This window comes from Methylobacterium sp. WL7, assembly GCF_008040085.1.
Classification (GTDB): Bacteria; Pseudomonadota; Alphaproteobacteria; order Rhizobiales; family Beijerinckiaceae; genus Methylobacterium; species Methylobacterium mesophilicum.
In genome coordinates this window covers 1-25,677 of the sequence record NZ_VRVG01000003.1, presented here as the reverse complement: position 1 = coordinate 25,677, position 25,677 = coordinate 1, and the positions used below count along the sequence as shown (strand labels likewise).

Below are 25,677 nucleotides of genomic sequence, written 5' to 3'. Positions count from 1 at the left end.
CGACAAGGATCCGCGGCGACCGAATCGGCGCCGATCCGCATCCCGCCAGTTTAGACAAAACCGAATCACTTGCGCCGTAGGCAATCGTGCAAGGACGACCGGTTGCCGGAAGTCCCCGTCTGCGTAGTCGGTGATGCCAGAATTGATCGGCCGTTGCACTCTGTATCGATCGCCTTGAAGCCATTGAGAAACCAAGGTGGCTATGCTCGCCCTGCATGGTCGCGCAAGCGTGACCATTCATTGCACACTCAGCTGCACTGTGGCATCAACATGCGACCCGGCTGGACCTTGGCCGCTCAATGTTGCACCTGTGGGTTGTGAGCTGCGGCTTAAGATCCGCACGACCACGCCCGCCGCAACCTGAAGAAGTTCGGACTCTCCACCATGTCCAACCCAACCCCCAAGCCGAAACAGACCACGGCCATCGATCACGGGGTCGGCAGCCGCATCGCGTTCCTGCGCGCGGCCAACGGGCTGAGCCAATCCGCGCTGGCGAGCGCGCTGGGCGTCAGCTTCCAGCAGGTCCAGAAGTACGAGACCGGCAAGAACCGGGTCGGCGCGGGTCGCCTCCAGGCGATCGCCGAGCGCCTCGGCGTCCCGGTCTCGAGCTTCTTCGAGCCCGAGCCGGAGGCCGCCTCCGAGAACGGCCCCGCGCTGCTCCGGATCGCCGGTGCCGTGGAACTGCTCCGCGCCTACAATCAGATCGGCGACGATCAGATGCGCCGGGACGTCATCGCGCTCGTGAAGTCCGCGGCCCGGATCGGACATGGTCCCACAGCGGCGGACGGCGCCCCGCACCGAGCCACAACCAACGGCGTGGCCGCACCGTCGGCCTGACGCCCCGGTCGGCATCGGTTGACCGGCCCCGTCCGCTGACACACGTCGTCTCGCGAAGCCATTTCGGGAGGCGCGGGCGATGTCCGCTTTAGACCTGACGAACCTCTACGCCGATCTCGACCTTGCAGCGGCCGAGGAGGTTGTCACCGTCCTGCACACGGCGCCGGGCCTGCGGGTGGAGCGCATCGTCTCGACCGGACAGGCCAGCCCGCCGGGATTCCACTACGATCAGCCCCATGCCGAATGGGTGGCGGTGCTTGTGGGATCCGCCGACTTACGCTTCGCCGACGAGCACGCGCCGCGCACCGTGTCGGCCGGCGATACCGTCCTGATCGAGCCCCGTCGTCGGCACCGCGTCGAGCGTACCGATTCGCCGACGATCTGGCTGGCGATCCATTTCGGGCCCGAGATCGCAGCGGACGTTCGCGACTGAGGCGCCCTCAGGCGGCGAACCGCGCCACGGACACCGCGGTGTCGCCGTAGACCCGTCGCTCCAGCGCGGTGAAGCCCGCGGGCCAGTCCAACTGGACGCCCTCGGCTTCCTCCACCACGGCCAGGGCGCCCGGCGACAGCCAGGAGCCGTTGGCGGCGCTTGCCAGCGCCTGCGGCGCAAGCCCACGATTGTAGGGCGGATCGCAGAAGACGAGCGAGAACGGAGCCGTGGCCCCGGCCGGACCGAGGCGCGTCGCGTCGCGCGGAAACAGCCGGGTCACCCCCTCGGCGCCGAACGCCTCGATGTTCGACCGGATCACCGCACGGGCCTCGGCTCCTTCGTCGACCAGCAGCGCGTAGGCCGCGCCGCGCGACAGCGCCTCGAAGCCCAGCGCTCCCGTGCCGGCGAACAGGTCGAGCACCCGCGACCCGGCGACGACCTCGTCGTAGGCGTGGGTCAGCACGTTGAACAGCGATTCCCGGAGCCGGTCGGAGGTCGGCCGGATCGCGTCGGTGCGCGGGGTCGCGAGCCTACGGCCGCGCCACGCGCCGCCGACGATCCTCATCGGCCTCCGCGCGGCGGACGACCGCCACCGCCACCGCCGCCACCGCCGCCGGGCTTGCCGCCGCCCTTGAAGCCGCCGGGACGCCCGCCCGGCTTGCCGCCCGGGCCCTTGCCGGCAAAGCCGCCAGCACTCTTGCCTCCGAAACCGCCCGAGCTTTTCCCGGCAAATCCGCCGCCGCCCTTGCCCGCGAAACCGCCGGGCTTCCCGCCGAATCCGCCCGGCTTGCCGCCGGGGCGCGCGCCCGCCGGCTTCGGTCCGCCGAAGGCCGGCTTGCCCCCGGGTCCGGAGCGCTCGCTCCGGAAGCCGCCATTGCCGCGGGGCGGGCCGTCGGCGGATGAACCTCCGAACGGCCGGTCCCGGCGTTCGGGCGGCCTGCCGTCGCGGCGATCGTCCCGCCGTGCGTCGTCCCGCCGGCCGGGTGCGCCCCGGGGCGCATCGCGCGGCCCGGACCGGTCACCGAAGCCCGGCCGGTCGCCCGGACCTCTGTCGTTCCGCGGAGCCGGTCCGCGATTGCCCCAGCTCTCGCGATCCGAGCGGCCGGGGGCGCCACGCTGCGCGCCATCGGGGGCGCCGCGATCGGCGTAACGACGCCGGGGCTGCTCCTCCGGTGCCGGCGCGACCGGGCTCGCCGACAGGCGCTCGACCACGACCCGGCGATCTCCGGTGCGTATCGAGCCGACCCGCTCGTGGCCCCGCTCGGCCGCGGCAGCCTGGGACGCGCGGGGATCCTCGCCCCGGCGCGGCACGCGGGCCGCCCGCGGCTTGCCGGATTCCTCATCCGACCGCCACGCGGAGCGGCGCGGACCGGATCCCGCCCCGCCGGTCGAGACCCGGGGTGCCGGCGCGGGCCGCGCGGCATTGCGGGTGTTGGCGGGCGCAGGGGCACGCTCGGCCTTCTTGGGGCTGCCGAAGGCGCCGATCGGCTCGCGCACCGGGCTCTCGAAATCGACTCCAGCCTGTTCGGCCAGCGCCTTGCCGAGCTGGTCCTTCAGCACGCGCATGCGCACCTCCTCGACCAGGCCGACTTCGATGTCGCCGAGCTGGAAGGGCCCGAAGGACAGGCGAATCAGCCGATTCACCGACAGGCCGAGATGCTCAAGGATACGCTTGACCTCGCGGTTCTTCCCCTCGCGCAGGCCCAGCGTGAGCCAAAGGTTGTCGCCCTGCACGCGGTCCAGGGTCGCCTCGATCGGGCCGTACTCCATCCCGTCGATGGTGACGCCCTTGGCGAGCTTGTCGAGCTGGGCCTGGTCGGTGTCGCCGTGGGCACGGACGCGGTAGCGGCGCAGCCAGCCGGTATCGGGATGGGCGATCACCTTCGCGAGACCGCCGTCGTTGGTGAGAAGCAGCAGGCCTTCGGTGTTGATGTCGAGCCGGCCGACTGCGACCACCCGCGGCAGATCCTCGGGCAGCACCTCGAACACCGTCTGGCGGCCTTCCGGGTCGCGGGCGGTGGTCACCAGGCCGCGCGGCTTGTGGAAGATCCACAGGCGGCTGCGCTCGCGCGCCGGCATGCGCTCGCCGTCGATCAGGATCGTGTCGTCGTCGGTGACGTTCCGTGCCGGGGAGGTCAGGGTCTCGCCGTTGACGCTCACGCGACCGGCCAGGATCATTGCCTCCGCGTCGCGGCGGGAGGCGATGCCCGCCCGCGCCATCGCCTTGGCGATGCGTTCGCCCGGCGGGGTCGGCGCCTCGGCCTCCGGTTCCGTGGCCTCGGCAACGGGCTCGGCGGCGACCGCCTGCTGAGGCGGGCTCGGGTCGCTCGGCGAAGACTTGCCCTTGGGCTTCGTCTCGGATTCGCTGCCCGCGTCGGTGGCGGGCTTCCAGCGCTCGGTCCGCGTGGTGTCGGTGTCCGGTTGGGCAGAAGCCCCCGGACCGTCGTCTTTCGGCAAGTCACTCATGAGCCGGCCATACCAGAGCCGGCCCGGACAGGCGAGACGGGTTGAGCATCCGCGGATGCACAACCTGACGACGCGCAACCCGCGAACGCAAAAGGGGCGGCCCAGCCGGACCGCCCCGAAAGATCCGCGCGCCAGTGCGCCGTTCAAAGCCTCGGGGATCGTCCCCGCATCACGCCGAACACGGCGGAGATCAGGAACAGGGCGATCGCGACGAAGAAGATGATCTTGGCCGCCTCGACGGCCGTGCCGGCGATGCCGCCGAAACCCAGGAGCGCCGCCACGAGGGCGACGACGAGAAACGTGATAGCCCAACCGATCATGGCATCCTCACGAAATTCAGCCGGTTCAGGATCGGAACCCGCGAGGGGCGGATTCCGATCCCGTCATTCATGAAGGTTCAGATCTTGTCGGTCGCCGACTTCACGGCGCCCTTGGCATCACCCACGGTGCTCTGGGCCTTGCCCTTGAGCTCCTGCGCCGCGCCGTCGGCCTTCATCTTGTCGTTGTTGGTCACGTCGCCGAGGCCCTGCTTGGCCTTGCCCAGGGCCTCGTTGGCGGCGCCCTTGATCTTGTCCGTGGTGCTGCTCATGGCGTTTCCTTCCGTCCAATCTCTCGCGGCGGCGCCGCAATCGTAGAGGCAACGGTGACGATGAGAGGAATGTTCCAGGCATTAACATTGACCTGGATCGGCTTCCGGCGCCGGTCGGTGCCTGTCCCGGCGATGGGGTGATAAACACCGTGACGGCCAATCCGATCCAGGACGCTGAGCACGAAACCGCGAACGCCGCGGGGGCGTTCGACCGCGCCTTCGCGGCGGCGCGCGCGGCCGCGGAGGCCGGGGAGGTGCCGGTCGGGGCGGTGGTCGTGCGCGACGGCGTGGTGCTGGCCGTCGCCCACAATCGGCCGCGGGCACTGCACGATCCGACCGCCCATGCCGAGATCCTGGCGATCCGCGCAGCCTGCGCTTCCATCGGCGACGAGCGGCTGTCCGGCTGCGATCTCTACGTCACCCTCGAACCCTGTCCGATGTGCGCCGGCGCGATCTCGTTCGCCCGGATCCGGCGGCTCTATTACGGCGCCCCCGACCCCAAGGGCGGCGGCGTCGAGCACGGACCGCGGGTGTTCAACCAGCCGACCTGCCACCATGCCCCGGAGGTCTATGGCGGGTTCCGCGAAACCGAAGCGGCCGCGCTGCTGCGGACATTCTTCGCCGGGCGGCGCGCGTGAGGGCTGAAACGAGCGGGGGCTTGAACAAGCGTCGCCGCGCGGCATCCTGACGGGATCGAACGGAGCGTTGGCCCATGACCCCGCATTATTCCCGCGCGCTGATCGTCGGAGCCGGCTCCGGCCTCAGCGCGTCGCTCGCCCGGCTGCTGGCGGCGGACGGGCTGAAGGTCGGCCTCGCCGCCCGCGACGTCGACAAGCTGGCTTCCCTGGCGGCCGAGACCGGCGCCGCAATCCACGCCTGCGATGCGAGCGATCCCGGCCAGGTCGAAGCCCTGTTCGCCCGGATGGAGCCGGCGCTGGGCGGTCCGCCCGACGTGGTGGTCTACAATGCAAGCGGGCGGCTGCGCGGGCCCGTGGTCGACCTCGATCCCGCAGCGGTGGCGCAGTCGCTGATGGTGTCCGCGTATGGCGGCTTCCTGGTGGCGCAGGCGGCCGCCCGGCGGATGCTGCCGCACCGGCACGGGGCGATCCTGCTCACAGGCGCGTCGGCCAGCGTGAAGGGTTTTGCCGGCTCGGCCCCCTTCGCGATGGGCAAGTTCGCCCTGCGGGGCCTCGGACAGAGCCTCGCCCGCGAACTGCAGCCGCAGGGCATCCACGTCGCCCACGTGGTGATCGACGGCGCCATCCGGAACCCGGCGCGCGGCGGTGAGCCAGCGGACGCGCCCGACAGCCACCTCGATCCGGATGCCATCGCCCGCGCCTACCGCGACCTGCTGCGCCAGGATCGCAGCGCCTGGACCACGGAGCTCGAGCTGCGCCCCTGGGTCGAACGATTCTGAGAACGGTTCAGGGATTCACGCGCACGCCGAGCAGGAAGGTGTTGTCGCGGAAGCTCGATCCCGCCACCGTGCTGTCGATCTGCTGGTAGATGTACGTGCCACGCAAGGTCAGCCAGCGGGTGAACCGGTAATCGAGGCGCGCCGTGGCGGAGAAGCCGTTCTCGCGGATGGTGCTGCCCTGGTAGTCGTTCTTCAGGAACGAGCCGCCGAAGACGATCGACAGGTTGCGCAGCAGATCGTGCTGGACCTCCAGGGTCGCGACTTCGGTGAAGATGCCGCTGGAGCCGAGCACGGTGGTCTCGGTCACACCCGTGGCCGCGGTGAGCCGCACCGTGGTTAGCGGGCTCAGGTTCCAGACCAAGGCGGCGTTGACCAGCGGCGCATCGATCGCCCGCAACGTCGGGTCGACGTAGGAACGGTGCTGGATGCCGGCGGAGATCTCGCCGGTGATCGAGCGGGCCAGCCCGAAGCTCGCCCCGACCATCAAGGCGATGCCATCCGAATCGCGCTGGATCCCGTTGGTGTCCCGGCGCAGATCGTAGACGCGCGTGTCGCCGAGCAGGTCTACGAACGGGCTTAGGTCCGGGCTGACCTCGTAGGCCGTGCGCAGCTGCAGGCTGTACTGGTTCAGGTTGCGGTCGGCCTGGTTGATGGTCACGCCGCCTGCGAGCTGAGCGTTGTCGAACTGGGAGCGATCGACCGAGCCGCGCAGGGTCACGGACAGCCGGTTGAACGTCTCCGTGGCACCCAGGGACGTGCCGTAGACCGCGAGCAGCGGCCGGCTGGTCGCAGCGGCCGCCTGCAGGTTCGGGCTCGACGTGCGCTGCGTGTCGACCAAGAAGCGGCCCTCGGCATCGACGTGCAGGTCGCGGTTGACGTCGATGCGCAGGCGCACCGTGCCGTCCGCGGCCGGCCGGCTGGCGGCCTCGTTCTGGGGCGTCTCCAGGTAGGATCCGCGCAGCGCCCCCTGGAACGAACTCGACGACCAGTCGCTGCGGAAGTCGACGGCTGCCTCGGTGCGCAGGGCCACCGATCCCTTGGCGAGCTGTCGGCTGGTCTGGTCCGGGTTCGAATCGTACCCGATGCTCTGCGTGAAGCTCGGCAGCACCGTGAAGGTCCCGATCCGATAGCCGATCGGCGCGTAGGCCGGGTCGGTCGGGATCGGCCGCGCCAGGTCCGTGCCGAGGATGAAGCCGGGCGTGAGCAGGCCCAGGGCCGGGGTGATCGCGAAGAGCGGAAGGACCGGTCGCGACGCCAGGACCTGCGAGACCGGCACGCCGACGACGGCCTGCTGGACCACCGGGGTCAAGCGCAGAGCCGGGGCCGGAACCTGTGTCACCTCCTGGGTGACCCGGCGGGTCGAGGAGCCGATGCGCCGGGGCGGCGCGGCGCGGGTGCGCAGCAGGCTCGACGGCGTGCGGTTGTTGGGGGCGGTGGTGGAACCGCCGGTGCGCTGGCCGCCGCCGGTGATGCGGGTCCCGAGCTGCGAGAGCCCCGACTGGGTCTGGGTCGGGATCGCCGGGGAGAGGGGGGAGCGCAGGCTGTCGCCGCCGGTCTGTTCGCCGCTGTTGGCGTCACCACCGGTGGATGCGCGCCCGTCGCCGCGGGACAGACCGTCCGGAACGCGCCGCCGCAGCGCGGGAAGGCCGTTCGGCGCCGTGTCCTGGCCGATCCCGGGATTGTCGGGCTGGCCGGTGACCGGGCTGATCGCGTCGAAGCGCTGGGCCGCGGACGGCGATGCGGCGAGCGCGAGCGTCAGCGCCGCGAAGGCGAGCCGCATCTCCTGCCGTCTCCGCCGATCAGCGCCCGCCATCCGCACCTGTTCTTGGCCTCCACCTATGCCCCGGGCGCCAAGAGCCGGGATCAACAGATCACGCCGCCGCCTGCGCGGTCGCCGATATGGTTAACGCAAGCTAGCGCCCGCATGGTTAATGCGCGGTCAACACCGAACCAGCGCGGCTGTTAAAGCCCCGGTGCAGTCACTCTTAAATTTCGATACTGCAGAAAAGTAGCGATTGAGCTTTTCTCGCGGATCCGTTAGCCTCTGTCAGAATTCGACACATTCCGTACGGGATACACCGCGCCGGATAGTTGCTACGACAGAGGTTCAACGTGAACGATAGCGCTGAAGCTGAGCAGGCCGAGCACATTGACCTGGCGGTCGATATCATCGCGGCCTATGTGTCCAACAATTCGGTGCCGCCCTCGGAGCTTCCTGGATTGATCGGCGGCATTCACGCGGCTCTGAACAGCCTCGCGGCTTCGGGGGCATCGACGACGACCGTCGTGGAGAAGATGAGCCCGGCGCAAATCCGGAAATCCATCACGCACGACTACATCGTCAGTTTCGAAGACGGTAAGCCTTACAAGACGTTGCGCCGGCATCTGACCCTGCGCGGGCTCAGCCCGGAGGCCTATCGCGAGAAATGGGGCCTGCCGCGGGATTACCCGATGACGGCTGCGAGCTACTCGGCCCAGAGGTCCGAACTCGCCCGCGCCCTCGGCCTCGGCCAGCAGCGGCGCAAGTCCCGCGGGGCCGCGGCAGCACCCGCACCGGACGAGCCGGCTCCGGCCGCACCGAAGACCCGGGGACGCAAGAAGGTTCCGGCCGAGTAGGATCCGAGCCGGACGCCGTGGTTCCGTTTGACAGGGGACGATCCGGAGCGTGACACGCCGGACCGGGCGCGCAACCTAAGCGCGTCCTATCGCGAAGCAATGCACGCTGGTCATGGTCACGAAGCGCTACCCGACGTCGGTCGAGGTCGCCCGCCTCGCCGGGGTCTCGCAATCGGCGGTGTCCCGCACCTTTACGCCGGGTGCCAGCGTGTCGGCCCGGACCCGCGACAAGGTCCTGGCGGCGGCCGAGACCCTGGGCTTTCAGCCGAGCCTGATCCCCAGGATCATGCTGACCGATCGGTCGGGTCTCGTGGCCCTCGTGGTCGGGGGCCTGGAGAACGCGTTCTACGCGCGCGTCGTCCAGAGCTTTGCGGCGCGGCTCCGGGAAGCCGGCAACCAGATCGTGCTGGTCCCGGTCGACAGCGACTACACCCTCGACGCGGTGGCGGCGCGCCTGGCCCAGTACCGGGTCGACGCGATCGTCAGCGCCCTGGCGGTCCTGTCGCAGGACGCCGCCGAGACGCTCTCGGCCTCCCGGATCCCGGTCGTCTCGTTCAATACCCCGGTTACGGCTGCGCGGGTCGGCTCGGTCGGCTCGGACAACGCGCTGGGAGGTCGGCAGGCCGCCGCGCTCCTTCACGACCGGGGCGTGCGCCATCCGGCCTTCATCGCCGGTCCGGCGGACAGCCCGGCCAGCGCCGAGCGGCTCGCGGGCTTTCGCGACGGCCTGCGCGCGGCAGGACTGCCGGAGCCACGCGTCGCGGGATCCGCCTACACGTATGAGGGCGGCGCCGAGGCGGCGATGCGGATTCGCGCGGACGCCCCGGTCGACGGCGTCTTCTGCGCCAACGACCTCTGCGCATTGGGCGCGATCGACGCGCTGCGGCGCGTCGGCCGGCGCGTCCCCGACGAGGTCCGCGTGATCGGCTACGACGACATCCCGGCGGCGGGGTGGGGCGGCTACGATCTCACCAGCTTCGACCAGGACGTGCCGGCGCTGGTCGAGGCGGCGCTGGCCATGATCGCCCGGATGTCCGGACCCGAATCGGCCCTCGGCGAGCGCGTGCTGATCCCGCCGCGGCTGATCGAGCGCGGCAGCACCCGGGCCTGATCGTCCGGGATCGTCGATGTCGAGACCTTGCACGCGGCGCAACCGTGCGTCGCGTGTGCATCGCTATGCAAAAATTCGTGCTGCTCCATCCTTCGTCATGCTGCGTTGCACAAAGCGACGCCCGCCGTCCGAACGAAGGAAGCCGACGTGCTGTCCCTGCCGATCCTCGCCCTCGCCGTCGCCTCGTTCGGTATCGGCACCACCGAATTCGTCATCATGGGCCTGCTCCCGGAGGTGGCGCACGGCTTCGGCGTCACCATTCCGCAGGCCGGCTACCTCGTGTCCGGCTACGCCATGGGCGTCGTCGTCGGCGCGCCGATCGTGGCGATCGCCACCGCGGGCTTGCCCCGGAAGACGGCCCTGCTCGCCCTGATGGCGGTCTTCCTGATCGGCAATGTCGGCTGCGCCCTGGCGCCGAGCTACGGCCTGCTGATGGCAGCCCGGATCGTCACCGCCTTCGCGCACGGGGCCTTCTTCGGGATCGGCGCCGTTGTGGCGCGCGATCTGGTGCCGCGCGAGAAGCGGACCCAGGCGGTCTCGCTGATGTTCGCCGGGCTGACCCTGGCCAACGTCCTCGGTGTGCCGTTGGGAACGGCCCTGGGTCAAGTTAGCGGATGGCGCTCGACCTTCTGGGCCGTGGTGGTGATCGGCCTGCTGGCCGGGCTGGCGATCCAGCTGTTCGTGCCCGCCGGACTGCCCGGTACCCGCGGCGGCCTGGTCAAGGAGTTCCGGGCGCTCGGGCGCTGGCCGGTGCTGCGGCCGATGCTGATCTCGACCCTCTCCTCGGTCAGCTTTTTCACGGTGTTCACCTACATCACGCCGTTCCTGACTGGCGTGACCGGGTTTTCGTCGCAGGGCGTCACCGGGGTGCTGTTCGCCGCGGGCATCGGCCTCACGGTGGGCAACCTCGCGGGCGGCCACTTCGCCGACCGGGGCCTGATGGCGACGATCATCGGCGGGTTCATCGGCATCGTCGCGGTGCTGCTGGTCCTGGCGGCGGTCGCCCACCACGCCATCCCGACCGTCGCCGTGCTGGTCCTGTGGTCGGGCCTCGCCTTCGCGCTGGTCTCGCCGCTGCAGATCTGGGTCGTCGAGGCTGCCAGCGACGCGCCGAACCTCGCCTCGACGCTCAACCAGGGTGCGTTCAACCTCGGCAACGCCACCGGGGCCTGGATCGGCGGCACCGCCCTGACGCTGGGCGCCGGCTACGGCCAGTTGCCGTTGCTCGCCGCCGCCGTGTCGATCCTGGGCCTCGGTCTGACGGTGACGGCCGTCAGCCGAAGCGGAAGCCGGATTTTCTCCGCCTCGACGCCGGGCGCATGACCACCGGGCGAACCTTCAATCCGCCCGGACCAGATCGCCGAGCAGGCTCGCCGCCACCGTGGCCTTGGAGACCGTGAGGCCCGAGGCGCTGATCGCGTCGACGGCGTCACGGATGCGGACCAGCGGCGCGCCCCGGGCCTTGGCCCAGGCCTCGACGGCCTCGGGCCCGGCGCCGAGATCGGCCACCACCTCGGCGGTGAGCTTGCGGTGCGCGGCGGCGATGCCGGCCACCGCCCGCTCCAGGGCGACCCGGTCGAACGTGTCGGCCACCGGCACGGTCCGGGCCGCGGCGGCGAGTTCGTCCAGGCGGAACGCGTGCTCCAGGGCGAAATGTGTCGCCGCCACCTCCTCGACCGGGCGGCCGCTGGCCTCGGCGACACGCACGATGTCCGGCGCGGAGATCAGGGCGTTCAGGGAGGCGAGCCGCCGCGCCTGTTGCCGGGCCATGCCGTGGCCTTCGAGCTGCGACGCCCGGTTGCCGATGGCGGTGAGCGCCTCGGCATCGAGCACCTTCGGCAGCGCCGCCTCCACGGCCGCCACCCCGTCGCGGTAGCGCGCAACCAGGGGAGCCAGGCCCCCGGTCAGGTCGAGGTTGCGGATGAACCAGACGATCCGGTTGGCGAGCAGGCCCTGCACCTCGGCGTAGAGGCCGAGCTGGTCCTGTCCCGAGAGGCCGCCGCCCAGGCCGTCGATGGCGAGGTTCAGCTCCATCAGCCCGAAGGCGTCGCGGGTGATCGCGTAGGCCTTGGCGATGGTCGCGGCGTCCGCCCCGGTGCCGTCGATCAGCCGGGTGACCAGGGACGGGCCGCCGCGGTTGACGATGATGTTGGCGAGCGCCGTCGAGATGATCTCGCGGCGCAGCCGGTGGCCCTTCACGGCGTCGGGGAACTGCTCGCGCAGCGCCTTCGGGAAGTAGCGCTGCAATTCGCGGTCGAAATACGGGTCGTTCGGCACTGTGCTGGCCAGGATCGCGTCGTGCAGCGACAGCTTCGCGTAGGCCAGCAGCACCGCGTATTCCGGGCGGGTCAGCCCCTCGCCGCGGCGCATCCGCTCGGTGATCGTGGCATCGTCGGGCAGGTATTCCACGGCGCGGTCGAGGCGCCCTTCGGCTTCCAGCGCCTGCATGGTGCGCATCGCGAAGCCGGTCTCGCCCAGGCCGCCGCGCTGGGCGAGCGACAGGGCGAGGGTCTGCAATTCGTTGTTGCGCAGGACGAGGCGCCCGACCTCGTCGGTCATGGTGGCGAGGAGTGTGTTGCGCGCCGCGTAGTCGAGCCGCCCATCCCGCTCGGGGACCATGAGGGCGATCTTGATGTTCACTTCGACGTCGGAGGTGTTCACGCCGGCGGAGTTGTCGATCGCGTCGGTGTTGAGCCGGATCCCGGCCCGGGCCGCCTCGATGCGTCCGCGCTGGGTGAGGCCGAGATTGGCACCCTCGCCGACCGCCTTCACCCGCAGCTCCGGCCCTGTGATGCGCACGGCGTCGTTCGCCCGGTCGCCGGCATCCTCGTCGGTCTCGGTGGTGGCGCGGACGTAGGTGCCGATGCCGCCGAACCAGAGCAGGTCGGCCGGCGCCTTCAGGATCGCCTGCATCAGCTCGGTCGGCGTCGCCTCGGCCCGGTCGAAACCCAGGGCGGCCCGGACGGCCGGAGAGAGCGGCACGGTCTTGAGGCTGCGCGCGAACACCCCGCCGCCCTCCGAGATCAGCGACGTGTCGTAATCCGCCCAGGACGAGCGGCCGAGGTCGAACAGGCGCCTGCGCTCGGCGAAGCTCTTCGCCGCGTCGGGATTCGGATCGAGGAAGATGTCGCGGTGGTCGAAGGCCGCCACCAGGCGGATGCTCTCGGACAGCAGCATGCCGTTGCCGAACACGTCGCCCGACATGTCGCCGACCCCGACCACGGTGATCGGGTCGGTCTGCACGTCGACGTCGATCTCGCGGAAGTGGCGGCGCACAGCCTCCCAGGCGCCCCGGGCGGTGATGCCCATGCCCTTGTGGTCGTAGCCCTGGCTTCCGCCGGACGCGAAGGCGTCGCCGAGCCAGTGGCCCTTCTCGAGGGACAGCGCGTTGGCGATGTCCGAGAAGGTGGCGGTGCCCTTGTCGGCCGCCACCACCAGGTAGGCGTCGTCGGGGTCGTGCCGCACCGTGTCCGGTGGCGGCACGATCGCCTGGTCCACGATGTTGTCGGTGAGTTCGAGCAGGGTGCGGATGAACAGCCGGTAGCTCTCGGTGCCCTCCTGCATCCAGGCCGCCCGGTCCGAGGCCGGGGGCAGGCGCTTGGGGAAGAAGCCGCCCTTGGCGCCCACCGGCACGATGACGGCGTTCTTGACCTGCTGCGCCTTCACCAGGCCCAGGATCTCGGTGCGGAAATCTTCCGGCCGGTCGGACCAGCGCAGACCGCCGCGGGCGACGTAGCCGAAGCGCAGGTGCACGCCCTCGACCCGGGGCGAATAGACGAAGATCTCGAAGAACGGCCGCGGCAGCGGCATCGCCGTCACCTTGGCGCAGGCGAACTTGAAGCTGATCGTCTCCCGGGGGCGATCACCCTCGGCCTTCTGGAAGAAGTTGGTCCGCACCGCGGCTTCGACCAGGTTGACGAACCGGCGCAGGATCCGGTCGTCGTCCAGGCTGGTGACGTCGCCGAGCGCCTCCTCGATCAGGGCGCGGGTCTCGGCTTCGCGCGCGGCCCGGTCGCCGTCGATCAGCGGGTCGAAGCGGGTCCGGAACAGGCTGACGATCGCCCGGGCGATCCCGGGATGCCGGCTCAGCGTCCCGGCCATGTAATCCTGGCCGTAGCGGATGCGCAGCTGGCGCAGGTAGCGCCCGAGCGCCCGGAGCAGGGCGGCGTCCCGCCAGGGCAGGGCGGCCTCCAGCACCAGCCGGTTGTAGCCGTCGGATTCCGCCGCGCCGTCGGCCAGCGCCAACATCGCCTCCTCGAGGGGCTGCTCCAGCGTGGCGAGATCGATCGCGGCGCCGCTGGCCTGCTCGATCCGCATGTCGTGCAGCCAGACCCGGGCGGATTCGTCGAGCCCGGCCGGCCGGACCCGATAGGTCCGCTCGTCGATGACCCGGAAGCCCAGGTTCTCCAGCACGGGCACCCGGTCGGACAGGGCGATCGCGGTGCCGCGGGAGAACACCTTCAGACGGACCTGCGCGTCCGAATCACCGGCCCGGCGGCCGAGATGCACGGCGCGCGGCTGCACGTCGCTCAGCGCTTCCAGGATGGCGATGTCGGCGACTGCCGCATCGGACTGGAAGTTGTCCCGGTAGGCGGCCGTGAACGCCTCCGCGTAGCGCGACGCGAGCCGGCGGGCCCGGCCGCCGTCGTGGGCCTCCGCCAGGGCCGCACTCAGCGCGTCGCCCCAGGTGCGGACCAGGGCGGCGATTCCGGCCTCCAGGGCGGCAGGATCCTGCTCCGGCATGCCCTCCTCGGGCAGGCCGACGATGTAGTGGGTCCGCGCCAGCGGGCCTTCGGGCAGTTCCGAATAGGCCGCGCTCGGCCGCCCGCCATAGGCCTCGGCCAGGTAGGCGCCGATCCGGGCGCTCACGGTCGAATCGAACCGGTCCTTCGGCACGAAGACCAGCAGCGAGACGAAGCGGCCGAACCGGTCCGGGCGCGACAGCACGCGGATCCGCGGCCGGTCGGCGAGGTTGGCGATCGCCAGGGTGAACCGGTACAGCCGGTCGATATCGATCTGGAACAGCTCGTCCCGCGGGTAGGTCTCCAGCACCGCGAGCAGGCTGCGCCCGGCATGGCTGGTCGGGTCCAGGCCGGCCCGTTCGGCCACCGCCTCGACCTTGCGGCGCAGGACCGGCACCTCGCGCGCCGGGCTGGTATAGGCCGCGGCCGTGAACAGGCCGACGATCCGCACCTCGCCCGACAGCTTGCCGGTGTTCGAGAACAGCTTCACGCCGACATAGTCGAGATAGGAGACCCGGTGGACCCGGGACTTCGCGCTCGCCTTGGTGATGATCAGCGCCTGCGGCTCCTCCAGGAAGGCGAGGATCTCGGGCGTGTAGTCGACCGGCGTCCGGCCCCGGCGCAGCGGCGTGGCGCCCGGATCGCGCAGCACCCCGAGGCTCGAGCCCTCGATCAAAGGATGGCCGTCGCCCTCGATGCCGTGCTGGCGCATGCCCAGCACCAGGAACTGCCCATCCCTCAGCCAGTCGAGGAAGGCGCGCGCCTCCGCGACCTCGGCCTCCGGCAGGGGGGACGGGGCGCGGCCCAGGCTTTCGGACAGCGCGGAGATGCGGGCCAGCATCGCGTCGTGGTCGTCGCTCGCCAGGGCCACGTCCCGGTAGACCTGGGCGAGGGCCTCCTCCAGCCGCGCCCGGGCCTCGCCGTCGAGGCGGCCGAGATGGAGGTGGATGAAGCTTTCGCGCGCCAGGCTGCCGTGGGCATCCGCGGTGGTCTCGCCGACCACGCGCACCAGCGCCCCGGACGCGTCGCGCTCGACCCCGAGGATCGGGTGGGCGACGAGATCCGGCGTCAGGCCCTGCTCGGTCAGCTCGGCCAGGGTCGAATCCAGCAGGAACGGCCGGTTGTCGTTGATGACCTCGACGATCGTCACTTCGCGCGACCGTCCGTCCCGCACGAGTTCGGTGTCGCTCAGGCGCAGCCGGGCCGGATCGCCGGGCTTGCGGGGCTCTGACAGGAAGGCGCGGGCGCGGACCGCCAGCTCGGCCAGCGCATCGCCCGGGTAGGGGGCTACGTCCTCGGGGGTCACGCGCCCGAACAGGTCGCGGACGAACCCGCCGGGCCCGCCTCGCTGCGCCACGATCTCGGCCGCGGCCTCGATGAGCCCGGACCGGGCCGATTTCTGTTCCGAGGACGACAACGCCGTGGCGGTTTCGAGTGTCATCGCGCCTCTCACGAACCGGGAGCCTGCCGACGCAGCGTTAGCAAAGAGATCCGCCATGTCGATGACAGCGTGACGGATTTCCCCATCGCCGCGTGTCGAACCGGCCGAACCGTCAGTGCCCGCTTGTCGCGCGGAATATCCGTGCATATACACGTATCGTGATGATCGATCGTCCGAGCGAGCCCTGCACCTGTTCCGCTCTGCGCCGTGCCACGCGGGCGGTGACCACGATCTATGACGAGGCGCTGCGTCCCTGCGGGCTGCGCGTCACCCAATTCGCGATCCTGCGCCTGCTCGACCGTCTGGGTCCCAGCCCGGTGACGCGGCTCGCCGCCGAAGCCGCCCTGGAACGCACCACTATGGGCCGCAACCTCGATCCGCTGGAGCGGCGTGGCCTCGTGCGGATCGAAGCCGGCGAAGCGGATGCGCGCGCTCGCGTGGTCTCGCTGACGGACGCCGGACGCGCCGCCCTGGCGGCGGCAATCCCCCATTGGCGGGTCGCGCAAGCGCGCATCAACGCGCGGATCGAACCCGCCGCCGTCGCGGCCCTGACCGAAGCCCTCACCGCCGCCCCCTGACACGCCGCCGCCGGCCGTCTCACACCCCGGAGCCCGAACATGTCCGTTCCCGTCGAGACGCTGCCCGCGCCGCCCCCCGTGCCGCGCCTGCACTATGCCTGGGTCGTGGTCGCGGTGACCTTCCTGGTGCTGCTGATCGGGGCGGGCGTGCGCGCGACGCCGAGCGTGCTGATCGTCCCGTGGGAGCGGGAATTCGGCTGGACGGCCGCCACGATCAGCGTCGGCATCGCGCTCAACATCTTCCTGTACGGCATGATCGGGCCGTTCGCGGTGGCGATCATCGAGCGCTTCGGCCTGCGCACCGCAGTGTGCTGCTCGCTCTTCGTCCTGGCCGTCGGCACGGCCGCCACCAGCCTGATGACGGCGCCGTGGCAGATGGTGCTGCTCTGGGGCATCGTAGTCGGATCGGGCTCCGGCATGGTCGCCAACGTGCTCGGCGCCACCGTGGCGGGCCGCTGGTTCGGCAAGCGGCGCGGCCTCGTGGTCGGGCTGCTCACCGCAAGCAGCGCCACCGGGCAGCTGATCTTCCTGCCGATGCTGGCCTCCCTGGCCGTCGGGTCGGGCTGGCGCTCGGTCTCGCTCCTGGTCGCGGCCGTGACCCTCCTGCTGATCCCGCTGGCGGCCCTGCTGCTGCGCGACCGGCCCGCCGATCTCGGCCTGCCCCGTTACGGCGAGACCACGATCACACCCACCCCGGTGCTCACCGAGAATCCTGCGGTGCGGGCCCTGCGCGGTCTGCGGACCGGCCTCAAGTCGAAGGATTTCTGGCTGCTCTCGGGCACGTTCTTCATCTGCGGTGCCTCGACCAACGGGCTGATCGGAACCCACCTGATTCCCGCCTGCATCGATCACGGCATCGCGGAGGTCACGGCCGCGGGCCTGCTCGCGGTGATGGGTATCTGCGACCTGATCGGCACCACGGCCTCGGGCTGGCTCACCGACCGATTCGATTCCCGCAAGCTGCTCGCCTGGTATTACGGCCTGCGCGGCCTGTCGCTGATCTTCCTGCCCTACTCGTTCGATCTCAGCTTCTACGGCCTGTCCCTGTTCGCGGTGTTCTACGGGCTCGACTGGATCGCCACCGTACCGCCCACCGTGCAGCTCGCCGGAAAGTCCTTCGGCGAGGAGAACGCTGCGCTGATGTTCGGCTGGATCGCCGCCGCCCACCAGATCGGCGCCGCCTCGGCCGCCTGGCTCGCCGGCATGGTGCGCACCGATACCGGGACCTATCTCGGCGCCTTCGTGTCGGCCGGCCTGCTCTGCCTGGTCGCCGCCCTGATGGCGGGCTTCGTCGGGCGCAACCCCCGGGAGCCGGCCCTGCGCCCGCTGCCGACCTGAGCTGCATCGCGCAGGTACGTCGGCCATAAGCGTGCCGCGAAGGGGGCGCCTCCGTCGGGCGATTCCTTCGCAGCACGAGTGCGTATTGTGACAATCGCGATCCGGCCCAACCCGCCGGTCCAAGAGGCTCACGCCCCGCAGACCCGGTCGGGGCCGGGCTTCACCGAGTTCGTCGCCATCATCGCGCTGATGATGGCGGTCACCGCCATCTCGATCGACAACCTTCTGCCGGCCTTCCCGGCGATCGAGGCGCGCTTCTCCGTGTCCGATCCGAACCGGCTGCAACTCCTCGTCTACGTGTTCATGGCGGGGTTCGGCATCGCGCAGCTCGCCTACGGGCCGGTCTCGGACACGTTCGGGCGCCGGAAGGTCCTCCTGACGAGTCTCGCGATCTACGTGGTCGGCTGCGGGCTCGCTATGGTGGCGCCGAGCTTCGGCTGGCTGCTGGCGGCCCGCGTCATCCAGGGCATCGGCGCGGCCGGCGGGCGGGTGCTCTCGGTGGCTATCGTGCGCGACCGCTTCGCCGGCCGTGAGATGGCGAGCGTGATGTCGCTGACCATGATGGTCTTCCTGATCGTCCCGATGATCGCCCCGGCGATCGGCGGCCTGATGCTGGCGCTGGGATCGTGGGTCTACGTGTTCGTCTCGATGCTGGCTTTGGCCTTCTGGCTGACCGCCTGGTTCTCGCTGCGGATGCCGGAGACCCTCCACCCGGAATACCGCCGCCCGCTTTCCCTCCGGGCGACCTGGGACGCGGTGCGCACCACCGTGACGACCCGGGTCTCCATCGGCTACGCCACGGCGCTCGGCCTGCTCACCGGCTGCATCATGGGCTATGTCGGATCGGCCCAGCAGGTGTTCGACACCGGGCTGTACCACCTCGGGCCGCTGTTCCCCCTGGCCTTCGGGCTGGTGGCCGGCGCCATGGGGGCGGCGACGCTGATCAACGCCCGGATCGTCCGCCGGCTCGGGATGCGGGCGCTCTCGCATGCTGGCATCATCGCCTTCACGCTGGTGGCCCTGGCCCAGGTCGGAATCGGGCTCGCCTATCACGGCCACCCGCCGCTCGCGGCGTTCCTGTCGATCCTGGCGGCCAACCAGTTCCTGATGAGCTTCGCGCTGCCGAACTTCAACGCCCTGGCGCTCGAGCCGCTCGGCGCCATCGCTGGCACGGCCTCGTCGTTCGTCGGGTTCTACACCACGATGCTGGGGGCGTTCTCGGGCTACGTGATCGGCCAAGCCTTCGACGGGACCGTGCTGCCGGTCGGGATCGGCTACGCGACCCTCGGGGGCCTGGCGCTGCTGGTGGTGCTCTGGACCGAGCGCGGCCGGTTGTTCCGGGGCGGGGTGGCGGGTTGAGCGTTCGGACTTAACCCAGCCTTCAAACCAATACGGCACCCTCCGGTCAGCCCTAACAGCCGACCGGACTCGACCATGATCGCCCGCGCCCAGGACGGAACCCTTCTCGCCGCGCGCCTTCTCCTGGCCGCGGCACTCCTGCCGACGGGTATCGCCCGGGCGCTCAACGTCTCGGGCTTCGCGCTGACGCTCGCCGGCAGCGGCATGCCGTTCCCGAACGGCGTCGCCACCGCGGCCGTCGTCGTGCAGGTCTTCGGCCCGCTCGCCCTGATCCTCGGCGTTCTGCCGCGCCTGACCGGTCTGGCCCTCGCGGTCTTCGCCGCGGTGACGGCCGTGATGCTGCACGCTTTCTGGCAATATGTCGGACCGGCCGCAGTCGCCGAGCGAACACTGATGCTGGCCGATCTCGGCCTCGCGGGCGGGTTCCTGATCTATGCGCTGACGGGCCCCGGCGCCTTCAGCTGGCAGGGCTGGCGCGCCGGCGTCGCGACGGAGCGACCGACTCCGCAGCGCGCTGCCGCCAAGGCACCCGCCAAGAACTCGGCGGCACGGGGCGGCGCCGGCAAGAAATCCGGTGGCCGCACGCCGGCGCGCGCCGCGGCCTGATCGGGTCAGCTCGCCCGCGGCTTCATCTCGGCCGAAGCCGGCGGGGTCGCGGCGACCATCCTGCGGCCCGAGATCTCGGCCCCGGCATCGGGCGTCAGCTTGCGGAAGGCCAGCACCGAGGCCGCCGACAAGACAGCCACGGCGAAGAAGGCCGGCCCAAAATCGCCGGCCTCGATCGTGGTCCGGCCGTGGAAGCCCGCCGCGCCCTCGAGCGCCAGCGCGCCGAGGGTCACCCCGAGGCTCAGCGACAGCTGCTGGCAGACGCTGGCGAAGCTCGTCGCCGCGCTCATCTCGCGGGATTCGAGGTCGGCATACGCGATGGCGTTGACGCAGGTGAACTGCACCGAGCGCGAGCAGCCGCCCAGGAACAGCAGCGCGATCATGATCCAGTGCGGCGTGTCGGCGGTGTAGAGCCCGTTCACCGCCAGGAAGGCCGAGGCCAGCACGGCATTGAAGACCATGACGGCGCGGAAGCCGACACGCCGCAGGATCTTCGGCGCGAGGGTCTTCACGAACATTGCACCGGCCGCCGCCGCGAAGGTGATCAGCCCGGAATGCAGGGCGTCGAGCCCGAACCCGACCTGCAGCATCAACGGCAGCAGGAACGGGATCGCGCCGGTCCCGACCCGGAACAGGCTGCCGCCGAGGATCGCGACCCGGAAGGTCGGGCGGTTCATCAGGTCGAGCCGCACGATCGGGTGGGCGACCCGCCGCGCATGGACGACATAGAGCGGCAGCAGGATCGCCCCCGCGGCCAGGCATCCCCAGGAGATTGAGGCCGGCAGCAGATGGCGTCCCATCGAGGCCAGCCCCAGCATCAGGGCGGCGAGTCCGGTGCCAAGCACGAAGAAGCCGGTCAGGTCGAGCGGCGGCCGCTCCGGCTCGCGCACGTCCTCGAAGTACAGGCTCGCCAGCACGATTCCGGCGACGCCGATCGGCAGGTTGATGAAGAAGATCCAGCGCCAGTCGAACCAGGTGGCGATCAGACCGCCGAGCGGTGGACCGAGCACCGGGCCGACCAGCGCCGGGAAGGTCAGGTAGGCCAGAGCGGTCACCAGCTGCGACTTCGGCACGCTGCGCAGCACCACGAGGCGCCCGACCGGCACCATCATGGCCCCGCCCATGCCCTGGAGGAACCGCGCGGCGACGAACCAGGCCAGCCCGTTGGCCGCGGCGCAGGCGAGGGATCCCAGCATGAATACGACGAGCGCGGCCCGGAACACCGTCCGCGCGCCGTAGCGGTCGGCCATCCAGCCGCTCACCGGGATGAAGATCGCCAGGCTGACCAGATAGGAGGTCAGCGCCAGCTTCAGGGCGATCGGATCCTCGCCGAGGCTCGCCGCGATGCTGGGCAGCGCCGTGGCGATCACCGTGGAATCGGTGTTCTCCATGAACAGCGCGGTGGCCACCGTCAGGGGGACGATCCAGAGCGGTCTTTGGGTCGGGGAAGACATCGGACAGCAGACGCGTAGCGCGCCGGGACGGTTGCACGGCGGGGGCGCCCATTCGCACCGTCGTGTTTCGCGCCTGTATCCGCAAGGCAACAGGGGTTGCGTCGTGACCGAACACCACCTTTTGTGCGCGTGGTCCAATGGCTACGTTTAGGGCGAGCGGTCTTCCGGCCGTCGATACCGGCGCGGTGCCGGCCACGAGACACTCGATGCAGCCCAGTCCGAGCAAGCGCCGTTCCCTGTCGCGGCTCGCCGCCGCCGTCGCGCTCCTGTCGACGGTCACGGCCTGCGGCACCGTGCTGCTCAACGACCGCGGCTCGCTCACCCGCTACGACCGCTTGCAGGCGAGCAGCGCCGTCGCCTCAGCCTCGCGGCTCTACGTGGACCGGCCGGCCCTGGCCAAGGCCCGCACCGTGCGGATCATCCCCACGGCGTTCCACGCCGACGTCGCGGGCGCCGCGCCGCTGACCCAGGCGGAACGCCGCCTGATCGCCAACGCCGCCGACCGCGCGCTCTGCTACGACCTGTCGCTGCGCTACGACGTGGTGACCGGGCGCGACGCCGATCTCACCGTGCGCGCGCAGGTCACCCGGGTCGAGCCCACCGATCTCCTCGGTGCGGGCGCCACCATTGCGGGCTCGGCCGGCGTGACCGTGGCCTCGCAGGTCGGGCTCAGCGCCGTCGAGGGTATCGGCCGCATCCCGATCCCGCGGATCCCGATCGGGCTCGGCAGCCTCACGGTCGAGGCCGAGGCGCTGGACCGGCGCCGCGAGCAGCGCGCCGCCATGGTCTGGGGCGGGGCCGCGAACTCGTTCACGAGCCAGCCGCGCTTCTCCCGCGCCAGCGACGCCTACGACCTCGCCGGCGAGTTCGGCCAGGATTTCGGCTTCATGCTGGCCACCGGCGACGACCCGTTCAACGCCCCCAACACCCTGCCGACCTGGGACCGGATCCGGGTCACCACCCTCGGTGAGGCCCCGCTCGACCCCGATTGCGAGGCCTACGGCCGGGCTCCCGGCATCGACGGCATCCTGGGCGACTATATCGGCCTGCCGCCGGAATATACCGACAAGGGCGCGGCCGTCCCGGCGTCGCGCTGACCCGACCGCTGGTGCAAAAAAGCGGGGGAGCCATGCGCGATTTCCCGCTGCGGCGCGGCGACGGCGCATTGGCGCGGCCGCGGACCCCATGATACTGGCACTTGCCAACCCGATCCCGCTGCGCACCCCCTCACAGCGCGGCCGTCCGAGGAAAGTTGGCACATGGCCCGAGTCGATTCCGCCACGATCATCGAAGGTCTGACCTTCGACGACGTGCTCCTGCGGCCCGCCGCCTCCTCGGTGATGCCGACCGAGGTCAACGTCGCCTCGCGGCTGACCCGCACGATCCCGCTGAACCTGCCGATCCTCGCCTCCGCGATGGACACCGTCACCGAGGCGCCGATGGCCATCGCCATGGCGGCCAACGGCGGCATGGGCGTGATCCATCGCAACCTTGAGCCCGCGGAGCAGGCCGAGCAGGTCCGTCTCGTCAAGAAGTACGAGTCCGGCATGGTGATGAACCCGATCACCATCCATCCCGACGAGACCCTGGCCGACGCCTTCGAGGTGATGAAGCGCAACCGCATCTCCGGCATTCCGGTGGTGGAGCGCGGTCCCAACGGTTCCCGGGGCAAGCTGGTCGGCATCCTGACCAACCGCGACGTGCGCTTCGCCACCAACCCCGCCCAGCCGGTGGCCGAGCTGATGACCCGGGACCGGCTGATCACCGTCCGCGAGGGCGTGACCCAGGACGAGGCCAAGCGGCTGCTACACCAGTTCCGGATCGAGAAGCTGCTGGTGGTCGACGACCATTACCGCTGCATCGGCCTGATCACCGTCAAGGACATCGAGAAGCGCGTCACCTACCCGTTCGCCGTCAAGGACGAGCAGGGCCGGCTGCGGGTTGCCGCCGCCACGACCACGGGCGACAGCGGATTCGAGCGGGCCGAGCGCCTGATCGACGCCGGCTGCGACGTGATCGTGGTCGACACCGCCCACGGCCACTCGATCAAGGTGCTCGACGCCGTCGCCCGGGTGAAGCAGCTCTCCAACGCCGTCCAGGTGATCGCCGGCAACGTCGCCACCCGCGAGGGCACCAAGGCGCTGATCGACGCGGGCGCGGACGCCATCAAGGTCGGCATCGGCCCGGGCTCGATCTGCACCACCCGCATCGTGGCGGGCGTCGGCGTGCCCCAGCTCACCGCCCTGCTGGAGGCCGTGGAGGCCGCCGGCGAGGCGGACATCCCGGTCATCGCCGACGGCGGCATCAAGTATTCCGGCGACCTGGCCAAGGCGATCGCGGCCGGCGCCTCGGTGGCGATGCTCGGCTCGCTGCTCGCCGGCACCGACGAGGCACCGGGCGAGGTCTTCTTGTATCAAGGCCGCTCGTACAAGTCGTACCGTGGTATGGGCTCGGTGGGCGCCATGGCCCGCGGCTCGGCCGACCGTTACTTCCAAGCCGAGGTCAACGACACCCACAAGCTCGTGCCCGAGGGCATCGAGGGCCAGGTCCCCTACAAGGGCCCGGTCGGGAACGTCCTGCACCAGCTCGCGGGCGGCCTGCGTGCGGCCATGGGCTATGTCGGCGGCGCGACCATCCCGGACTTCCAGGAGCGGGCGCAGTTCATCCGCATCACCAATGCCGGCCTGCGCGAGAGCCACGTCCACGACGTGACCATCACCCGCGAGAGCCCGAACTACCCGTCGCGGACCTGACACGGAGGTCTCATGCCCACCCCAAGCTCGCCATCGCTCGGTCGGCATACGCCCGCCTTCGACGTCCCACGGGATGATGTCGGCGGGCGTGCGGAAGCCGACCAGCACCGCCACCGCGATGACGACCGAAAGGACAGGAACGTCCTTCAGGGGGCCGAGGCCATCGCTCTGGTACGGACGATCCGCTCCAAGGCGCTTCGTCAACCGCTGCCCGACAGCACACCAATGATCAGGGCAGACCGCGAAGGACGATGATCGTCATCGACGCCTGCGTTGCCGCGAAATGGTTCCTGCCGGAGCCGCAGAGCGATTTGGCGGACGCGATCCTGCTCGAAGACGTCGCCCGGATTGCGCCTGAACATATTCTCGTTGAGGTCGGTAACACGCTTCTGCGGAACCATCGCTCGGGTGCGATCACGCTCGAACATGCGCGGGAAGCAATCTCGGCTCTAGGCAAGCTGGTACGTCTCCGACCGATCCTCGAGATTGCGGACACGGCGCTCAGCATCGCGAGCAGCATTGGGTGTACGCATTACGATGCGCTCTACGTGGCTGCAGCTGAACGATGGGATAGCGTCTTGGTGACTGCGGATGCCAGACTGGTGCGGCAGCTGCAGACGGTGCAGTGGACCGGCCGCTACCGTCTACTAGGCCCTTGATTCGATGACGGGACGTGCTCAGGACACCGAACGCCGACAACGACCTCGACCCGGAGAGACCCAATGCGCACGCTGATCGTCGGAGCCGGGGCGACCGGCGGTTATTACGGGGCGCGGCTCGCGGAATCGGGGGCGGACGTGACCTTCCTGGTCCGGCCGGCCCGGGCCGAAAAACTGGCGGCGAACGGGCTGGTGCTGCGCTCGCCGCTGGGCGACCTGCATCTGCCCGCTCCGCCCACCGTGACGGCCGACAATCTGGCCAAGGCCGGCGGCTTCGACCTCGTGCTGCTGTCCTGCAAGGCCTACGACCTCGACAGCGCCCTTGCCGACCTGGCGCCCGCGGTGGGCGAGGGAACCGCGATCCTGCCGCTACTCAACGGAATGTCCCATCTCGACGCGCTCGACGCCCGCTTCGGCGCGGCCCGGGTGCTGGGCGGTTCCTGCGCCATCGCGGCGACCCTCGCGCCGGACGGCGCGATCCGGCACATGAGCGAGCTCTGCAGCATCACCTACGGCGAGCGCGACGGGTCGCGCTCGGCCCGCATCGAGGCCATCGATGATTTGATGCGCGGCCTGAAGTTCCAGGCGCGGCTCAGCGACGTGATCCTGCAGGAAATGTGGGAGAAGTGGGTGTTCCTGACGACGCTCGCGGGCGCGACAACGCTGATGCGGGCCGCGGTCGGCGACATCGTGGCGGCGCCCGGCGGCGCGGCCTTCATCGCGGCCCTCCACGCCGAATGCACGGCGGTGGCCGCGGCGAGCGGGTTCGAGCCGCGCGGGGTCGTCGCCGAGCGCGCGCGGGCGCAGCTCACCGCGGAGGGCTCGACCTTCACGGCCTCGATGCTGCGCGACATCGAGAACGGCGGCCGCATCGAGGCTGACCACGTCGTCGGCGATCTCATCGCCCGCGGCGCCCGCCTCGCCCCCGAGGCGGCATTCCCGCTGCTCGGCCAAGTCTACGCCGGCCTCAAGGCCTACGAGGCCCGGCGTGCCAGGGAAGCGGCCTGAGGCGCAATCCAGTTCGACTTGAGGGCTATCCCACCCACGCCCTTATCCCGAGGGGCCCGTGCCAGCGGGCCTCGACGGACGCCTCTGAACATCGCGCAACTGGCTGGAGGCCTCCTTCGAGGCCTCCGCTTCGCTCCGTTGCTTCAGGATGAGAGCTTTGGAGGGATCAGCGTATGTCCGGCGCCGAGAGACTCAGTAGCGGCCGGGCGGCGGCGGGGGCGGGTTGCCGTATTCGAGCTGCGTCTTGGCATCCAGCGGCCGGCGCGGCGG

22 protein-coding genes are annotated in these 25,677 nt (G+C 70.6%); 15 read left to right on the top strand and 7 right to left on the bottom strand.

Features of this window, described 5'->3' with window-relative positions:
• The first annotated feature begins 384 nt into the window (after positions 1-384).
• Positions 385-837, top strand: a complete 453-nt coding sequence (locus FV233_RS01325; protein ID WP_147855700.1) for a helix-turn-helix transcriptional regulator — start codon at positions 385-387, stop codon at positions 835-837.
• Positions 838-916: 79 nt separating this feature from the next.
• Positions 917-1,270 (top strand): cupin domain-containing protein, encoded by a 354-nt coding sequence (locus FV233_RS01320; RefSeq protein WP_147896410.1) that lies wholly within the window; start codon positions 917-919, stop codon positions 1,268-1,270.
• Positions 1,271-1,277: 7 nt separating this feature from the next.
• On the opposite strand, the gene rsmD is transcribed toward FV233_RS01320, so the two are convergent.
• The 4 genes from rsmD to FV233_RS01300 all read right to left on the bottom strand — a co-directional run bounded on the left by rsmD (position 1,278) and on the right by FV233_RS01300 (position 4,325).
• Positions 1,278-1,835, bottom strand: coding sequence for a 16S rRNA (guanine(966)-N(2))-methyltransferase RsmD (gene rsmD / locus FV233_RS01315; RefSeq protein ID WP_147896409.1), 558 nt, complete (start codon positions 1,833-1,835; stop codon positions 1,278-1,280).
• Positions 1,832-3,736: a pseudouridine synthase gene (locus FV233_RS01310; RefSeq protein ID WP_147896408.1), complete on the bottom strand. Its 1,905-nt coding sequence runs from the start codon at positions 3,734-3,736 to the stop codon at positions 1,832-1,834. The genes rsmD and FV233_RS01310 overlap by 4 nt, the downstream gene beginning before the upstream one ends.
• A gap of 143 nt (positions 3,737-3,879) precedes the next feature.
• Entirely contained in the window at positions 3,880-4,056 is a 177-nt protein-coding gene (locus FV233_RS01305) for a DUF1328 domain-containing protein (protein WP_082643075.1), read from the bottom strand.
• A 77-nt stretch (positions 4,057-4,133) separates the two neighbouring features.
• A complete protein-coding gene (locus FV233_RS01300) occupies positions 4,134-4,325 on the bottom strand; it encodes a CsbD family protein (RefSeq protein WP_147857530.1) in 192 nt (63 codons plus the stop codon).
• A gap of 149 nt (positions 4,326-4,474) precedes the next feature.
• Here FV233_RS01300 and FV233_RS01295 point away from each other — a divergent pair, with 149 nt between their 5' ends.
• Complete coding sequence (locus tag FV233_RS01295) at positions 4,475-4,963, top strand: nucleoside deaminase (protein WP_238259490.1); 489 nt, start codon at positions 4,475-4,477, stop codon at positions 4,961-4,963.
• Between the two features lie 74 nt (positions 4,964-5,037).
• Complete coding sequence (locus tag FV233_RS01290; protein ID WP_147896407.1) at positions 5,038-5,742, top strand: SDR family oxidoreductase; 705 nt, start codon at positions 5,038-5,040, stop codon at positions 5,740-5,742.
• Positions 5,743-5,749: 7 nt separating this feature from the next.
• Here FV233_RS01290 and FV233_RS01285 read toward each other — a convergent pair whose 3' ends face one another.
• Complete coding sequence (locus FV233_RS01285) at positions 5,750-7,522, bottom strand: outer membrane beta-barrel protein (RefSeq protein WP_147896406.1); 1,773 nt, start codon at positions 7,520-7,522, stop codon at positions 5,750-5,752.
• A gap of 332 nt (positions 7,523-7,854) precedes the next feature.
• Between FV233_RS01285 and FV233_RS01280 the strand changes: the two genes are divergently transcribed.
• From FV233_RS01280 to FV233_RS01270, 3 genes are all read left to right on the top strand, one after another.
• The gene (locus FV233_RS01280) at positions 7,855-8,358 is read left to right on the top strand and encodes a MucR family transcriptional regulator (protein WP_147896405.1); all 504 of its coding nucleotides are present in this window, start codon (positions 7,855-7,857) and stop codon (positions 8,356-8,358) included.
• A gap of 112 nt (positions 8,359-8,470) precedes the next feature.
• Complete coding sequence (locus tag FV233_RS01275; RefSeq protein WP_147896404.1) at positions 8,471-9,469, top strand: LacI family DNA-binding transcriptional regulator; 999 nt, start codon at positions 8,471-8,473, stop codon at positions 9,467-9,469.
• 147 nt (positions 9,470-9,616) lie between these two features.
• A complete protein-coding gene (locus tag FV233_RS01270) occupies positions 9,617-10,792 on the top strand; it encodes an MFS transporter (RefSeq protein WP_147857541.1) in 1,176 nt (391 codons plus the stop codon).
• A 15-nt stretch (positions 10,793-10,807) separates the two neighbouring features.
• Here the strand turns inward: FV233_RS01270 and FV233_RS01265 are convergent, their stop codons facing one another.
• The gene (locus FV233_RS01265; protein ID WP_147896403.1) at positions 10,808-15,652 is read right to left on the bottom strand and encodes an NAD-glutamate dehydrogenase; all 4,845 of its coding nucleotides are present in this window, start codon (positions 15,650-15,652) and stop codon (positions 10,808-10,810) included.
• Positions 15,653-15,744: 92 nt separating this feature from the next.
• Between FV233_RS01265 and FV233_RS01260 the strand changes: the two genes are divergently transcribed.
• The 4 genes from FV233_RS01260 (at position 15,745) to FV233_RS01245 (ending at position 19,533) form a co-directional block, all read left to right on the top strand.
• On the top strand, positions 15,745-16,230 hold the full coding sequence (locus FV233_RS01260) for a MarR family winged helix-turn-helix transcriptional regulator (protein ID WP_246689883.1): 486 nt from the start codon (positions 15,745-15,747) through the stop codon (positions 16,228-16,230).
• Positions 16,231-16,269: 39 nt separating this feature from the next.
• Positions 16,270-17,568: an MFS transporter gene (locus FV233_RS01255; protein WP_147896402.1), complete on the top strand. Its 1,299-nt coding sequence runs from the start codon at positions 16,270-16,272 to the stop codon at positions 17,566-17,568.
• A gap of 192 nt (positions 17,569-17,760) precedes the next feature.
• Positions 17,761-18,927 carry a multidrug effflux MFS transporter gene (locus FV233_RS01250; protein WP_147856953.1) on the top strand — a complete coding sequence of 389 codons (1,167 nt, stop codon included), beginning with the start codon at positions 17,761-17,763 and terminating at the stop codon, positions 18,925-18,927.
• A gap of 75 nt (positions 18,928-19,002) precedes the next feature.
• Positions 19,003-19,533, top strand: coding sequence for a DoxX family protein (locus FV233_RS01245; protein ID WP_147896401.1), 531 nt, complete (start codon positions 19,003-19,005; stop codon positions 19,531-19,533).
• 5 nt (positions 19,534-19,538) lie between these two features.
• Here FV233_RS01245 and FV233_RS01240 read toward each other — a convergent pair whose 3' ends face one another.
• Positions 19,539-20,987 carry an MFS transporter gene (locus FV233_RS01240; protein WP_147896400.1) on the bottom strand — a complete coding sequence of 483 codons (1,449 nt, stop codon included), beginning with the start codon at positions 20,985-20,987 and terminating at the stop codon, positions 19,539-19,541.
• A gap of 206 nt (positions 20,988-21,193) precedes the next feature.
• Here FV233_RS01240 and FV233_RS01235 point away from each other — a divergent pair, with 206 nt between their 5' ends.
• From FV233_RS01235 to panE, 4 genes are all read left to right on the top strand, one after another.
• A complete protein-coding gene (locus FV233_RS01235; protein WP_147896399.1) occupies positions 21,194-22,084 on the top strand; it encodes a DUF3313 domain-containing protein in 891 nt (296 codons plus the stop codon).
• Between the two features lie 162 nt (positions 22,085-22,246).
• Entirely contained in the window at positions 22,247-23,740 is a 1,494-nt protein-coding gene (guaB, locus tag FV233_RS01230; protein ID WP_147856833.1) for an IMP dehydrogenase, read from the top strand.
• A 251-nt stretch (positions 23,741-23,991) separates the two neighbouring features.
• Positions 23,992-24,399 carry a type II toxin-antitoxin system VapC family toxin gene (locus FV233_RS01225; protein ID WP_147896398.1) on the top strand — a complete coding sequence of 136 codons (408 nt, stop codon included), beginning with the start codon at positions 23,992-23,994 and terminating at the stop codon, positions 24,397-24,399.
• A 63-nt stretch (positions 24,400-24,462) separates the two neighbouring features.
• The gene (panE, locus tag FV233_RS01220) at positions 24,463-25,407 is read left to right on the top strand and encodes a 2-dehydropantoate 2-reductase (RefSeq protein ID WP_147896397.1); all 945 of its coding nucleotides are present in this window, start codon (positions 24,463-24,465) and stop codon (positions 25,405-25,407) included.
• Positions 25,408-25,677 lie beyond the last annotated feature (270 nt).